The sequence below is a fragment of the Streptomyces sp. NPDC001709 genome, from assembly GCF_053596375.1.
Genome location: NZ_JBSFGB010000056.1, coordinates 25016 through 39347, shown reverse-complemented (window position 1 = coordinate 39347; position 14332 = coordinate 25016). Strand labels below are relative to the sequence as shown.

Here is a 14332-nt window from a genome sequence, read left to right as displayed (position 1 = left end):
AGACCGCGGACCTGACATCGGCGCGGCCGATGTGAACACCGAGCCCCGCCGCCATCCGCGACGTCTCCCTGCCTACCGTGCACGAGCTCGTTAGGCTCCTGTACTCGATGGCGACCTTGCCGACAATGACATGGTCGGATTCGTTCACGAGCGAGTTCTGGCAGGCGGGTTTCCCCCATGCCATGTAGGGGGCGTGCTTGGCTTTGATCACGTCGGCGGGAACGTGCAGGACGATCGCCCCATTCACGGAGCGGCGGTTGCGCCGGTCCGATGCGGACGGTCGGCGTGTTCTGCGGTCCGTTCTCGCGGTTAAAATCTCGTAGCCGAGGAATCGCGCCCTGCCTGTCCGGGCGTGGGTGATCAGCGTCTTCTCCTGGGACAGTTCCAGCTTGAGGTCGTCGCGCAGGAACGTCGCCAGACGCTGTTTGATCTCTTCGGCTTCGGCCTTTGGCTCGACGAACCCGAGGAGGGTGTCGTCGGCGTAACGCTCGTATCGCAGCCTCCGATAGTCAGGATCGTTGGGATCCTGGCTGGGGAGACGGTGCAACTGCCAGTATAGCGAACGCACTTCAGCGCGGCCGCCCTTGCAACGGGCACGTGCGATCGCCGATTCCACCCGACGGTATTCCGTGCTGTGTGCCCGGAGCCTACCTCGGGTGAATTCCGGGATCGGTGTCTGCTCGACATAGGTGTCCAGCTTGTGCAGGTAGATGTTGGACAGGACCGGTGAGGCCACGCCGCCCTGCGGAGCCCCGCTCAGCGTCGTATGCCAGGTCCAGTCCTCCAGGTATCCGGCCCGTCAACATGTTGCGTACCAACCGCAGGAACCGGCTGTCATGGACCTCCTCGCCCAGGATCCGGAGCATGACCTCGTGGTCGAGGCTCCCGAAGCAGTCTGCGATGTCGCCCTCGACGAACCAAGACGTCCCCGGCCAGGTATTGGCCACCTCGCGCAGCGCGGTGTGGCAGCCTTTCCGGGGACGGAATCCGTGGGACCTGCCGGAGAAGACCGATTCGTAATAGGGCCCCCTTGTTGGAGTAGATACGGCCGTAGGCCAGCAGATACAACTGCGGGTTGAGCATCTGTCGATACAGTTCCTCACACGGCAGACCACGACTGCCGCGCGCCCGCAGGACACCCAGCACCGTTTCGGCGCTCTGCATTTCGCATATCTCCCGACTTCGGGTGTCCGATCACCTGGCCCCGTTCGCCCGATGTGGACGGCTTTCCCATCCTCCTTGGCCGGGCGTGACTCCGGCGACTACTATGGGGCCTCCGTCGCCATACGGCTCGCGCCCCTTAGACGATCCCACGTTCATCTCTGTCGCACGTCATAGCGTGACTGAGGCGCCCCACTCATCTCCTTGAATACCCTCATTGGGCATCGCTTCTTACCCCGAGAGTTGCAGAGTCCGTGCGACGCGAACTCCGCAGGGTTGGCGCCGGTTTCAGGCATCTTTCCGGCGGATGTGAACTTCCATCTCCTGGAGATTAGGATTCGGGCAGTCAAGCCTTCGCCGTATCACGCGGGCCTTCCCAGCACACCGTCCTGACACCTGGGCCCGACTGCTGGTTTCCTGCCATGGTCTGGTCCCCTTCCTGGTCCCCTTCACCTTTCGGATCCAGGTAAGCCATCAGGCCAAGGAACCTCACCTTCCCGTTCGTTCGCGGCGTGTACGGCCTGGTCCGCTGGTGCTTCGTACCGGTCACCGGCGAGCGCGTCAGCCCAGGTCGTAGACCGGTAGCACGCGCCGTTGTCGGTGAGGCAGCGGCGGATCAGTGTGATGCCGTGGGCGGCGAAGAATGAAACGGCCCGGTGCCAGAAAGCGACCGCGGTGACGGCCTTCTCATCGTCCAGGGCCTCGGTGTAGGCGAGCCGGGAGCGGTCGTCGAGCGCCGAATGCAGGTACGTGTATCCGACCCTGCCCGTGCCGGGACCGGTGCGTTTGGAGGCGCGGGCGGACTCGGTGCCGACGCCGTGCATCGCAAGCCGCCGCCGGTCCGGATGCGTCCGACCTTCTTGACGTCGACGTGGACCAGTTCGCCTACCCAGTCGTGCTCGTAGCGGATGACCGCGCGCAGCTGCTCGCCGGTCGGTGGGTCGAGGTCCCGGAGCCGGCCCACGTCCTCGCCTCACCAGGATGCGGTGGACGGTCGCGGGCGCGAGTGTGACGCCGTGCAGCCGCTGCAGGTCGGCGGCGAGCCGGGCCGGTCCGCGCTTGGTCTGCCGCCGCAGCGCCTCCACCAGGTCAGCGATGTCCGCGGGGGGTGCGGGCGGGGCTGGTGGCGGGGCGGGAGGAGTGGTCGAGTAGTCCGTTCTCGCCGTGCGCGCGCCAGCGGGCGTACCACTTGGCCGGGCAGCGGCCGGAGATCCCGGCTTCCGCAGCCACGTGCGCGATCGGACGTCCGGCGTCGATCCGCAGACACAAGTGCAGACGTCCTTCGAGGGTCAGCGGTGCGTTCCGATGTGCCCCGCTGGTGGCGCTCCTGGACTCGGCGGCCGCGTTCACCGGGAGCCCTGGGGTCTCGGGGCTCCCGTTTGAGCGGCTGTGCGTGGCGTCAGCGTGCGAACTTTTCGATGGCCGCCGGGGTGACGGGGGTGAAGAAGTTGACGAGGTTGCCGTCGGGGTCGCGGAACAGCAGCGACCGGTTGCCCCAGGGCATCGTGGTGGGCTCGTTGACGAAGTCGGTGACGAAGCCGGTCAGGTTCTGGTGAACGCGGTCCACGTCGTCGACGAGGAACTCGGTGATCACGCTGTGGTTGTCAGCCGGGCGGGCAGAGCCCGGGGCGAACAGCGGGACGGTGCGGGTGCCGGCGATCGCGAGGGTGGCGCCCGCCGTCTTGAGTTCGGCGAAGTCCTCGGTGGCCCACGTCGCCCGCGCCCCTGTGGCTCGCTCGTAGAACTCGACGAGGCGCGCTACGTCGCTGGTGATGATGCGGATCGAGACGAAGTCCATGGGAATCTCCTTGGCTGTGCTGGAGGCGTGCACGTCGCAGGCTAGGAGAAATAGTGGACAGAATCGGTCCTGTATTCGCGTTAGGCTGCGAACATGCCTCGACCCACCGGCCGCGTGCTGACACTCCTGGAGCTGCTGCAGTCGGGCGGCACCCGGACCGTGGCCGAACTCGCCGACCGGCTCGGCGTCGAAGGGCGCACCGTGCGGCGGTATGTGGACCAGCTGATCGACCTGGACGTGCCCGTGGAGTCGGTGCGCGGCCGCTACGGCGGGTACCGGCTCGCCCCCGGGTACCGCTTGCCTCCGCTCATGCTCAGCGACGACGAGGCGCTGGCCGTGCTGCTCGGCCTGGTCGCCGGCCGCCGAGCAGGGTTGACGACGACGGCGCACACGGCGAGCGAGACGGCATCGGCGAAGATCCGGCGGGTGCTGCCCAAGCGCATCGCCCGTCGGCTGGACACACTCCTGGAAGCTCTCGCCTTCACCGATCAGCCCGATGATGTCGACACCCCGGACGCCGAGGTCCTGCTCACCATCGCCGATGCGGTGCGCCACCGCCGACCGGTCTCGATCCGCTACACCGACCGCGACGGACGGCGCAGCGAACGCACGCTGCACGCGTACGGGATCGTCGCCCATGCCGGCCGGTGGTACGTCACGGGCAAGGACGCCCAGATCGGCGCGGACCGAACCTTCCGGCTCGATCGCATCGCAGACGCGCGGACCCTGCCCGGCTCATTCGAAGCGCCCGTGGGTCCCGATCCGGCACATCGCCTGTTGTCAGCCTTCGCCGCGGCCGAGTACCGGCACGAGGTGAGCTTGCGGATCCACGGGACGGTTGAGCAGATCCGCGCCCACCTTCCCGCCAGCGTCGCGAACCTGGAGGAGTACGCGCGCGTAGCAGGCGAGGACCGGGCGACCGAGCGCTGGCTGCGCGTCGAGCTACGGGCGGAGCGGCTCGACTGGTTGCCTGCGGTACTCGCCTCACTCGACCGGCCGTTCGTCATCGAGCGCCCCGATGAACTGCGCGACCTCGTCATCGCGCTCGCCGATCGCCTCACGTCCTACGCCCGCCAAGCCTGACCGCGAGGAACCCATGTCATGAGATGGCACAGCTAGGAGATCACCGAGGCTGCCCGCGCCCTCGCCCTGCACGTAGCCCGAGGCGAACTCGCTCCACGCCAGATCACCTCGCGCCATCTCGCACACCGCCTCCACCAGTCCGACCTGCTCGACGTCGATCTGTGATGCGAGCTTGTCACCTCACTCACCTTGTCACGGTGCGAATTGGCTCTAGAGCGTTTCGTTTAGATCATCGGATCGTTGGTTCGGGTGTGTGCCGTTGACTGACGCGCAGTGGGCGCGGATCGAGCCGTTGCTCCCGGATCGGACGCCGAAGCGGGGCGGCCGCTGGAGGGATCACCGAGAGGTGATCGACGCGATCGCCTTCAAGTTCCAGACCGGCACCCAGTGGGTGCACCTGCCCGAGAAGTACGGCAACTGGCGCGGTGTCTACAACCGGCTGCGGATGTGGGCCGTCGACGGCACATGGGAGCGCGTGTTCACCGCGCTGATGGCCCAGGCCGACGCCGACGAAGACCTCAACTGGGCTGTCTGGGTGGACTCCACGATCGTGCGAGCCCACCAGCATGCGGCAGGGGCCCGCAAAAAGGGGCCCCGGCCGACGAACCCGACGACCACGCCATCGGCCGGTCCCGCGGCGGACTGACGACGAAGATCCACCTCGCCGCCGACAGAAACTGCCGCCCCCTGGCCTTCCATCTCACCGCCGGCCAAGCTGGCGACGCACCCGCTTTCACTCAGGTGATGGCTCGCCTGCGCGTTCCCCGCCAGCGCGGACGACCCCGCACCAAGCCGGACGTAATCCTGGCCGACAAGGCCTATTCATCCCGCGCGATCCGCGAACATCTGCGCAGGCGCGGCATCCGAGCGGTGATCCCCATTCCGGCAGACCAACGCGGCCATCGGTTGCGACGAGGCAGCCGCGGCGGCAGGCCGCCGTCCTTCGATCGGGAGATCTACAAGCAGCGCAACACCGTCGAACGGTGCATCAACCGCCTCAAGCAGTGGCGCGGCATCGCCACCCGCTACGAGAAGACCGCGACCATCTACCTGGCCGGACTCCACATCGCGGGCATCTTCCTCTGGTCCGCAAGATGATCCAAACGAAAGCCCCTAGGTGACCATGCCGAAATAGGGCTGCATGGGAAAAGGCCCGGAAGCTGCCTTCACAGGTGCGATTTGACGGTCAGGTGCCGAGCCACAAGATTGAGCAGCATCATGCTCACCGACCAGCTGGGCCCCGCCACCACGTCGGTGGACGAGACGAGCGGGCAGCCCGTTACCCGCCGCTTCGTCAAGCCGTTCGGACAGACACGCGGCACCCAGCCGGCCGGCTGGCCGGACCGGCGCTCCTACCTGCGCACGGGCGTCGACGAGACGGGCACCGGCCTGATCCACCTCGGTGCCCGTGAGTACGACCAGTCCACCGGCCGCTTCCTCTCCGTGGACCCGGTCATCGACCCGTCCGACCCTCTGCGGATCAACGGCTAGGCCTACGCGGACAACAACCCGGTCGCCAAGAGCGCCCCGGACGGTCTGCAGCCCATCGAATGCTGGGAGGGCACAGCGGTCCGCCGCGGCCGCAGGATCATCCGGATGAAGCCTCCGGCGGACGTCAAGCCCGAACACCCGCTGACCCAGCGCACGGTGAGCGGCCGCCAGGTCTTCTACGACGACCGGGGAGCCCGCACACCGTGGGCGCACCGACGAACAACCACTCGGAGAAGGTCGCCTTCGACTCCATGAACGACGGCCTGCGGACACTGTCTCGAACAAGATGAACGAGAACAAGGGCCAGGCCCAGAACGTCCTCTGCGTCGCCAAGGGCCAGGCCGAGACGATCCGGTTACAGGTGCGTCGGCAACAAGGACGTCCGGGTAATCTGGCCGGACGGGTCCTTCGACACTCAGCGCGTGCAGCCCCTGGTGCGCAAGATCCCCGGCGAGACCATCACCATCACGCCGGGCGAAGTTCCGCAGCAGGCCCCCGCTGTGTCCGAAGCGCCGTCCGCGCCGAGGTCAGGCGCGGGGTCGAAGCCGGGCAAGGCCATGGGTGTCTTCGGAGTCCTCGGCGACCTGGCCATGTTCTGGGACATGTCGCAGGACGTGCAGCGCGGCTGCGGTGGCTGGCTGCCCGATTGCGTCACGCCGCAGGAGGCGTGCGGCGGAGAACGAGGAGAGAGAGCCACAAAGGCCATGGCGAAAGAACGAGTCACCGTGTGCGTCCCCCGGTGTGCCCCGGGCGACGTGCCCGAGGCGATCGGTGCCGCCATGGCTCCGTACGACTACAACCGCCACTCCACCCCCGGCGAGCCGGAGGTGGAGACCTGGTGGGACTACTGGCGGATCGACGGAGGAGGCTGCGCGTTCCCGGTCGTCGCGGGACACGAGGACGACCCGCGCCTGATCCGGGGAACCCGCACGCTCTCCGGAGAGGCACGGGACCTGCCGCCCTCGTTGTGCGACGGCGGCCCTCGGGGGCTGCTGGATCTCGAAACGCCGCGCGCACAGGCGGCCGCCGAGGCGCGGCGCGCCTTCGAAGCCTGGCAGGCGTTCGCCTCCGGGTACGCGCCGGTGCACCCGGCGAGTCACTTCTGGGCCAGGCACTTCGCGGACCCCGAGGGCTACCCCAGGATCCAGGCCGTGGAGGACTACCGGACCCAGCCGGCGCTGGTCGCGCTCGCCGACCTGCCGGAACTCGAGGACCTCGTGGGCGGCGACCCGGCTGCCCGCCTGGTGGGCGACCTCGGCGCCCACATGAGGGAAGCTGCGGACCAGGCGCTGACCACACACGCACTCCTGACCCTGGACGGCCACTGGCTCGCGATCGCCGGCCCCGAGCGGTGCCGTTACTTCAACGAGTACCTCGATGCCCTGACGCCGGACACGATCGTCGTACGGGTGCTGTACCACGGGTGAGGCGGCCGGTGCCGGTCGTGCCCTGCACCTGGACCGTGCCACTGACGTGGTTCGCGATGACCTCCGCACCGCTGTGGTTGTCGGAGAGGATCCCCTGGCCGGTGATCCAGTTTCCGGGGCAGCCCTCGTCACCCGGGTATCGTCCCCGATCAGCACGAATCTGCCGGCCCTGGCGACGTTCATCGCAGCAATCGCAGCAGCCGCCACGAGAGCAGGAACCAGCATGTCCTTCGTGCTCCCCACGAACATCGACAGCCGTCCGGTAGCGGTGATCGGCGCAGGCACCCTCGGCCGCAGGATCGCGCTGATGTTCGCCGACCGCGGCGGGCTCGTCCCACTATCCAACGGGTGCTGGCCCACCCTGAGCGGCCACTGCAGGATCTATGCGATGACGTGCTCTACCGGCTGCGGAACGACACCCGCCACAGCGATGTCGTCCTCCTCCTCGCACGCACCCACCCATTCCCCGCCGACCAGGTCGCCACGTGGCATCTCGATCACCGCCCCAAGCCGCTGCTGCGGCGCGCACCCACGCCCGCCACCAGCTCATCCTTTGGGGAGTCGATGAGGAGACCGCCTACACCACCGAAATGATCGTCAGCGAACTGGTCACCAACGCCATCCGCTACGGCACCCCGCCTGTTCAGATACAGCTCATCAAGGACCGCACCCTCACCTGCGAAGTCCACGACGGCAATTCCCTCGCGCCACGGCTGCGCCACGCGAAGACCGTCGACGAAGGCGGGCGCGGCTTGTTCATCATCGCCCAACTGGCACAGAACTGGGGCGTCCGCTACACGCTCGACGGCAAGACCGTCTGGGCCGAGCAGAGCCTCTCGCCCGCAACCACAGCCCGTCTTCAGTAGCGGCCTGTTTGTCACGACACGCATGGTTCGGCGCCTGTCCTGAGTTCCCGCGGACCGCCCGACTCAGATTGCCGGTCTACCGGCCCCCAAGCCTGCCCGTCGCGGCGGTCCGGAGGGGAGCCGGCGCATGCAGCCGCCCGAGTCGCGTCCCCGTCCGTCCGGTGTTCAGGCGGCCGATAGTGCCTCGTCTCCCTTGCGGTTGATCGGTCGGGTGCGCATCGGCCTGCCCGGCAGCCTTCGCGTTGCGAGCGCCCTGCGCAGAGGCCCATCCTGAAAGAGGCATGCCGACCACCGTATGGACCGAGCGCAGACGGCTGCGGAACCTGCGGGGACCGCGGCCCGCGCGGGGAGCGGGTTCTGATGAGGCTTGTCGTCGATCTCAACCGGTGCCAGGGATTCGCACAGTGCGTCTTTCTCGCCCCGGACGTCTTCTCCCTCCACGGGGAAGAAGCGCTGCTGTTTTCCCCTCGCTTCGACGAGGCACAACGTGACCGGGTGGAGAAGGCCGCTGCCGCCTGCCCGGTCCAGGCCATCCTGGTCGACTACTCCGACGAGCCGACGAGGCGGGTCGAGCCCCATGTCGGCTGACACGGACGTCCAGGTTCTGCGGCGCCAGGGCCGCATCGTCGTGGTCGGGGCCTCGCTGGCCGGTCTGCGCGCGGCGGAGACGCTGCGCGAGCAGGGCTTCGCCGGATCACTGACCATGATCGGCGATGAGCCGTACGAGCCCTACGACCGGCCGCCGCTGTCCAAGCAGGCACTGCTCGGGCGGGCACGGCCCGAGGACACCGCGCTGCCGCGGCGGCGCGACATCGACGCCGAATGGCGCCTGGGTGTCGCCGCCGAGAGCCTGGACCGGGACGCCACGCAGGTACGGCTGACGAACGGCGACACCGTCCCCTACGACCGCCTGCTGATCACCACCGGGACCCGGGCGCGACCCTGGTTCCACCCGGAAGAAGCCGCGCTGGACGGGGTGTTCGGGCTGCGTACGCGCGACGACTCCGCACGCCTGCGCCGGAAGCTGACCGGGGGCGTGTCCCGGGTGCTGGTGATCGGCGCCGGTTTCACGGGCTCCGAGGTCGCCTCCGCCTGCCGGGAGTTGGGCCTCGAGGTCACGGTCGCCGAGCGCGGCCCGGCCCCGCTGGTGGGCGCGCTCGGCGGGGTGATCGGCGCGGTCGCGGACCGGCTGCAGCGGGGGCACGGGGTCGACCTGCGCTGCGGCATCAGCGTCACTGCCCTGGAGGGCGACGACGTGGGACGGCTCAGGCGCGCCCATCTGTCCGACGGTTCGGCGATCGACGTGGACGTGGCCGTTGTCTCGCTCGGTGCCATGCGGAACACCGAATGGCTCGCCGGCTCGGGGGTGGCCGCGGGTCCCCGGGGGATCGCGTGCGACGCCGGGTGTCGGGTGTTCGACGTCAACGGCATCGTCACCGACGACATCTACGCCGCAGGTGACGTCGCCCGCAGCCCCCACCCGCTGTTCGACTACCAGTTCCTGGCGCTGGAGCACTGGGGCAACGCGGTCGAACAGGCCGAGATCGCCGCCCACAACATGATCTGTGCGGGTCCGGATCGCCGTCCGCACCTGTGGCTGCCGATGTTCTGGTCCACCCAGTTCGGCGTGAACATCAAGTCGGTGGGTGTTCCCTCGCTGGGCGACCAACTGGTCGTCGCCCAGGGGACGCTCGCCGAGGAGCGGTTCGTCGCGGTGTACGGCTACCGGGGCCGCGTCATCGCCGCGGCGTCCTTCGACGGAGCCAAGTGGCTGGGGTTCTACGAGCAGCAGATCGCGTCCGGCGCGCCGTTCCCGCCGGAGTACCGCACGGTCGACCGCCGGGCCGAGACGCTGCATCCGGTCGACCCGGCCTTCCCCGACCCCCATCTGCCCACCCATGGGGCCACGGTCACGCTGACGGGTCACTCGCCGAGCGAGCGGCGTGTCGCGTTCGTTCCGGCACATGCCTGATCACCGGCCCTGCACCGCCCGGAGCCCTCAGGAGTCACCATGACGTCCGGCACCCTCCTCGCGCAGATCACCGACTACGCCAACCGGGCCGATCCGTACCCGCTCTACGCGGAACTGCGCAAGCAACCGGTCAGGCGGGAGGACAACGGCTCCTACCTGGTCAGCACCTATTACGAGGTGCGGAGCCTGGCCAACGACCCACGGCTGAGCAACGACACGAGCAACCGCCCGTCCGGCTACGCCCGCGTCGGGCAACCGGACCCGGAGACCGGTCTGCCGCCCAGCTTCATCTTCACCGACCCGCCCGTGCACGACCGGCTGCGCGACACCATCAACCGGCCGTTCGGTCCCCCGCACAGCCCCAGATTCCTCGACGGCCTGCGCGGAGAGCTGGCCAAGGTGGTCACCGAGCTGCTCGACGCCTTCGAAGGCAAGGACCAGGTCGACATCGTCGAGGACTTCGCCTACCCCCTTCCCGTCACAGCCATCTGCAAGGTCCTCGGCGTCCCGCGCGAGGACGAACCGCGCTTCCACGGCTGGGCCGATGCCCTGGCGTCGTCAATCGATCCCCAGGCCGGCGGCGCCGACGGCCAGGAAAAGGCACAGCAGGCACGCCAGGACATGGGCGCCTACCTGACCGATCTGATCGAGACCAAACGCCGCAACCCCGGCCCCGGGATGCTCAGCGCGCTCGCCCCTGCCATGACACCGGCCGACCTGGAGGCCACCGCCGTGCTGCTCCTGGTCGCCGGCCACGAGACCACCGTCAACGCGATCACCAACACGACCCTCACCCTGCTGCGCCACCCTGACGTCCTCGACCGCTTCCAGAAGGACCCGGACCTGGCCGTCCCCCTCATCGAGGAAGTGCTGCGGTACGAGCCCCCGGTCCAGTTCGTCCCGTGGACCACCGCCCTGGCCGACATCGAGATCGCTGGCACCACCATCCCCAAGGGCTCGCCGGTCTGGCTCATGCTCGCCGCGGCCAACCGCGACCCCCGGCGCTTCGAGGACCCCGACCGGTTCGATCCCGACCGCAAGGACAACGAACACCTGGGCTTCTACACCGGCATCCACTACTGCTTCGGCGCCCCTCTCGCCCGCATAGAACTGCATCTGGCGGTGCCCGAGCTCTTCCGCCGGGTCAGGTTCTCCGGGCTGCTCGAGGACCCGCCGCCGTACCGCGCCAACGCCGTGCTGCGCGGCCCCCGGCACCTTCCCGTGGCGATCGAAGGCCTCACGGCCTGAGCACCCCCGCAAGGGCCGGGGGAACTGGTGCCTGCCTCGAGCAAGTCGTCAGGCCAGCCTGAGCTGTGCGTTGTCGCGGTGCTGGGGGCCGCGAGGCCCGTAGTCGATGTCGGCGCCGGTGTTGCTGCTGGTCATGACCGCGGCGGGAGCGTCGTAGGGATCCATGACCGCTTCGATGAAGATCAGCGTGTCGTTGGGCGCGCTGAGGGCCTCCGCCAGGTCCGCGGTGGTCTTGACGACGAACGATCGCGCCGTGGTGTCCGGGCGGAGCACTCTCGGTAGATCCGCGTAGGCCCAGGTCGCGATGTCGTTGTACTGCTCGGTTTTGCCGAGGTAACCGCGTTCGATGGTGTATCCGCCGTTGTTGATCAGGAAGATCACCGGCTTGTGGTCGTGCCGGAGGATGGTCGACAGCTCCTGCGCGGTCAGCTGGAATGAGCCGTCGCCCAGGAACAGCAGGTGGCGACGGTCTGGTGCTGCGGTCAGCGTGCCGAGCAGGGCTGCGACCGAGTAGCCGATCGAGCCCCAGTTGATCGATCCGACGAAGGTGCAGTCTGGTGGCAGCTGCAGGCCGAGGAGGGCGTACGACGTCCCGTTGTCGAGGAGGAGCACGTCCCCGGACCGGAGGTAGTCCTGGATTGCTTGCCAGTACGCGGCCTGCGTCAGGTTGGTGGAGCCGCCTGCGGGGGTCCCTGTCGCCGTAGCTCCCCGCCCTGTAGCCCCCCGCTGTGGTGCAGAGCGGCTCGTGCCGTGCGGGACGGTGTCCAGTACGCCGCGGATGACTTCCTGGAGCGTCACCGCCTGATAGTTGTCATCGCCGATGTCCACCGAGTGGCTGCGGGCTTGGATCGTGTCGGCGGGCAGCGAAGCGGTGAAGTCGCCCGTCGTCACCTCGATCGGCCGGTAGCCGATGGAGAGCAGGCAGTCGCTGGTCTCGATCGCCGCGCGCACGTGCGGCTCGTTTGCCTCGCCGTTGTAGATGCCGACGTAATAGGGGAACGTCTCGTCGATGACCGCCTTGGCTGTGCTGATCACTGCTACGGGGAGCCGCATTTTCTCGGCCAGTCCCATGACGTCGGCTGCCACGCCGAAGCGGTCCGCGTCCAGATCCACCAGGACCGCCGGTGACTTGGCGGCGGACAGGCGGTCTGCGATTGCGGTGATGCACGACCGCAGCCGTTCCGGGTCGCTGGGCGGCTGCGCGAGCACCAGCGGGGCCTGCGGAACCTCGATGTCGAGATAGGCGATGTCGGAAGGCAACTCCATGTACACCGGGAGCTTCTCCCGCCACGCGGTGAGGATCAGCCTGTCGATCTCCGTGACCGCGTTGTGCGGGGTCAGTCTGGCCTGGGCGGCGGTCACCTGCGCATAGGCGCCGAGGAAACGGTCCCAGGTGCCGTCGGCCATCGTGTGATGCATCCCCAGGCCGCGATCGATGGACTTGAGCGGTATCGACCCGCAGATACAGACCACCGGCACGTGCTCGCTGTAGGAGCCGGCGACTCCGTTGATCGCGCTCAGGGCGCCGACGGCGTTCGTCACTAGGAGCGTGCCCATGCCGTTCAGCCGGGCATAGCCATCCGCTGCGTAGGACGCGTTCAGCTCACTGCAGTTGCCGACCCAGTGCAGCGTGCCCGTGTCGTGGACCTGCTGCAGCAGTTCGAGGTTGAAGTCACCGGGGACGCCGAAGAGGTGGCCGACACCGGCCTCCTCCAGACGCCGGAGCAGGAAGTCGCCGATTGTCATCCATCGGCTCGGGCTGGTGGACATCGCCTGTGCCTCCGAATCGCCGATATCGTCTCCAGGAGGGGAGCGGCTTATATCCATTTTGCGGTGAGAGATGGTTGGAGGCCTCTGGGGGCTCGTGCTCCCACGCACGGGCGGATCAACCGGGGAGTCGCGGGCGCTCTCGTACCCCGGTCTCCGTGGCGGTGGTCGCCACGGCCGGCGAAAGCTCACTGTTGAGGTACGGGCCTCGACGCGCGCAGGGGCGGGAGTGTGGCGAGCGCGGGGCCTATACGGCATCGGCGGTTTCCTCCTGGAGCTGGCGGACGACGGCTCGGCGGATCCGGCTGACCTCGATCAGGCCGTTCCTTTTCAGCTGAGTGAAGGCCCGGTGCGTGGTACCGACCGAGCCACTGGGTGGCGGTGGCGAAGGCAACCCGGTGGCCGGCCTGGCAGGCCCGGATGCCGAGCCCGGTGGCCAGGTGGGTCTTGCGGTGCCGGGCGGCGCGAGGAAGATGACGTTTTCCTTGCCGACGACGAAATCCAGCGTCCCCAGGTGGGCGTTGACCTCGCGTTTCACAGACCGCCGGTGATCGAGGTCGAAGTCCTCCAGTGACTTGCGGGAGGGGAAGGCGTTCCCAGGGGCAGCGCCCAGGTGCGTTATGCCGGTGAACCAGTGAACGATGAGAAAGCCGCCCGGCTGATGAGGTCACCGCGGATCGGCTGGCTGCGGCTGCTTCGCCGAAGCCGGGCCGCGCAATCGGTGGCCCTTTGGTCGCCGCCGCCTGGCACGACCGAGCAGGAGACCGACATGAACACGTTGCTCGCAGAGGTCCTCGATGCCCATGGTGGTCTCGACCGCTGGAACGCACTCACCACGGTTCGCGTCACCATCGTCAGCGGTGGTGACATGTTCGTCATCAAGGGGATGCCGCAGGACCCCACCCCCCGGGAGATGACCGTCTGGCTGCACGAGCAGCACGCCTGCGTGACGCCGTTCGGCGCCCCCGACCAGAAGACCGACTTCACGGCCGAGCGAGTCAGCATCGAAAAAGTCGACGGCCGCGTCGTGGCCGAACGCGACGAACCGCGGAAGTCGTTCAAAGGGCACGACCTCAGCACCCCGTGGGACCCACTGGACCGCGCATACTTCAACGGATACGCGCTGTGGACGTATCTCACCACGCCCTTCCTGCTGTCGATGCCCGGCTTCACCGTCACCGAAATCGAACCGTGGTGGGAAGGAGACGAACTCTGGCGCGGGCTGCGCGCCACCTTCCCGCCCGACATCGCCAGCCACAGCGTCCAACAGGACTTCTACTTCGGCCCCCACCATCTCCTGCGTCGGCATGATTATCACGTCGACATCGCGGGCGGGTTCGCCGCGGCACAGTACGTCTATGACACCGTGGAAGCGGACGGGATCCGCCTGCCCAGCAAACGCCGGGCCTACCGAAGCGATGCGGACAACCGCCCGATCCTGGAACAGATCATGGTTTCTATCGATGTCAGCAACGCTCGGTTCACCTGACATCGGGTCTGTACGAGGCGCGTGCCGAGC

General features: G+C 68.1%; 13 protein-coding genes and 2 pseudogenes. 9 read left to right on the top strand and 6 right to left on the bottom strand.

Annotated features, from left to right (window positions below):
* From ACWC0C_RS43635 to ACWC0C_RS43620, 4 genes and pseudogenes are all read right to left on the bottom strand, one after another.
* Positions 1-1164 (bottom strand): annotated as a pseudogene (locus tag ACWC0C_RS43635) (reverse transcriptase/maturase family protein); the annotation flags it as partial.
* A gap of 487 nt (positions 1165-1651) precedes the next feature.
* A pseudogene (locus ACWC0C_RS43630) lies at positions 1652-2119 on the bottom strand (DDE-type integrase/transposase/recombinase); the annotation flags it as partial.
* A 131-nt stretch (positions 2120-2250) separates the two neighbouring features.
* Positions 2251-2511, bottom strand: coding sequence for a leucine zipper domain-containing protein (locus ACWC0C_RS43625; protein WP_450870365.1), 261 nt, complete (start codon positions 2509-2511; stop codon positions 2251-2253).
* Between the two features lie 49 nt (positions 2512-2560).
* Positions 2561-2959, bottom strand: coding sequence for a VOC family protein (locus ACWC0C_RS43620; protein WP_351018624.1), 399 nt, complete (start codon positions 2957-2959; stop codon positions 2561-2563).
* Positions 2960-3052: 93 nt separating this feature from the next.
* Here ACWC0C_RS43620 and ACWC0C_RS43615 point away from each other — a divergent pair, with 93 nt between their 5' ends.
* The 8 genes from ACWC0C_RS43615 to ACWC0C_RS43580 all read left to right on the top strand — a co-directional run bounded on the left by ACWC0C_RS43615 (position 3053) and on the right by ACWC0C_RS43580 (position 11046).
* Positions 3053-4042, top strand: coding sequence for a helix-turn-helix transcriptional regulator (locus ACWC0C_RS43615; RefSeq protein ID WP_450870362.1), 990 nt, complete (start codon positions 3053-3055; stop codon positions 4040-4042).
* 253 nt (positions 4043-4295) lie between these two features.
* Positions 4296-5140 (top strand): IS5 family transposase gene (locus ACWC0C_RS43610; protein ID WP_450870361.1). Its coding sequence is split into 2 segments (ribosomal slippage): positions 4296-4629 and positions 4629-5140, totalling 846 coding nucleotides; the frame shifts between segments, so codons are not numbered across the junction.
* 108 nt (positions 5141-5248) lie between these two features.
* Positions 5249-5533 (top strand): hypothetical protein, encoded by a 285-nt coding sequence (locus tag ACWC0C_RS43605; RefSeq protein WP_450870359.1) that lies wholly within the window; start codon positions 5249-5251, stop codon positions 5531-5533.
* Between the two features lie 422 nt (positions 5534-5955).
* Entirely contained in the window at positions 5956-6960 is a 1005-nt protein-coding gene (locus tag ACWC0C_RS43600) for a hypothetical protein (RefSeq protein WP_450870357.1), read from the top strand.
* A 485-nt stretch (positions 6961-7445) separates the two neighbouring features.
* Complete coding sequence (locus tag ACWC0C_RS43595) at positions 7446-7826, top strand: ATP-binding protein (RefSeq protein WP_450870355.1); 381 nt, start codon at positions 7446-7448, stop codon at positions 7824-7826.
* Positions 7827-8186: 360 nt separating this feature from the next.
* Entirely contained in the window at positions 8187-8414 is a 228-nt protein-coding gene (locus tag ACWC0C_RS43590) for a ferredoxin (protein ID WP_200420786.1), read from the top strand.
* Positions 8404-9798, top strand: coding sequence for an NAD(P)/FAD-dependent oxidoreductase (locus ACWC0C_RS43585; protein ID WP_450870354.1), 1395 nt, complete (start codon positions 8404-8406; stop codon positions 9796-9798). Before ACWC0C_RS43590 ends, ACWC0C_RS43585 begins: the two co-directional genes overlap by 11 nt.
* Before the next feature lie 39 nt (positions 9799-9837).
* Positions 9838-11046, top strand: a complete 1209-nt coding sequence (locus ACWC0C_RS43580; protein WP_450870353.1) for a cytochrome P450 — start codon at positions 9838-9840, stop codon at positions 11044-11046.
* Between the two features lie 48 nt (positions 11047-11094).
* On the opposite strand, the gene ACWC0C_RS43575 is transcribed toward ACWC0C_RS43580, so the two are convergent.
* Together ACWC0C_RS43575 and ACWC0C_RS43570 are read right to left on the bottom strand one after the other, a co-directional pair.
* Complete coding sequence (locus ACWC0C_RS43575; protein ID WP_450870351.1) at positions 11095-12792, bottom strand: alpha-keto acid decarboxylase family protein; 1698 nt, start codon at positions 12790-12792, stop codon at positions 11095-11097.
* 268 nt (positions 12793-13060) lie between these two features.
* A complete protein-coding gene (locus ACWC0C_RS43570; protein ID WP_450870349.1) occupies positions 13061-13351 on the bottom strand; it encodes a hypothetical protein in 291 nt (96 codons plus the stop codon).
* Between the two features lie 96 nt (positions 13352-13447).
* On the opposite strand from ACWC0C_RS43570, the gene ACWC0C_RS43565 reads away from it, so the two are divergent.
* Positions 13448-14302 (top strand): hypothetical protein, encoded by an 855-nt coding sequence (locus tag ACWC0C_RS43565; protein ID WP_450870348.1) that lies wholly within the window; start codon positions 13448-13450, stop codon positions 14300-14302.
* The last annotated feature ends 30 nt before the right edge of the window (positions 14303-14332 follow it).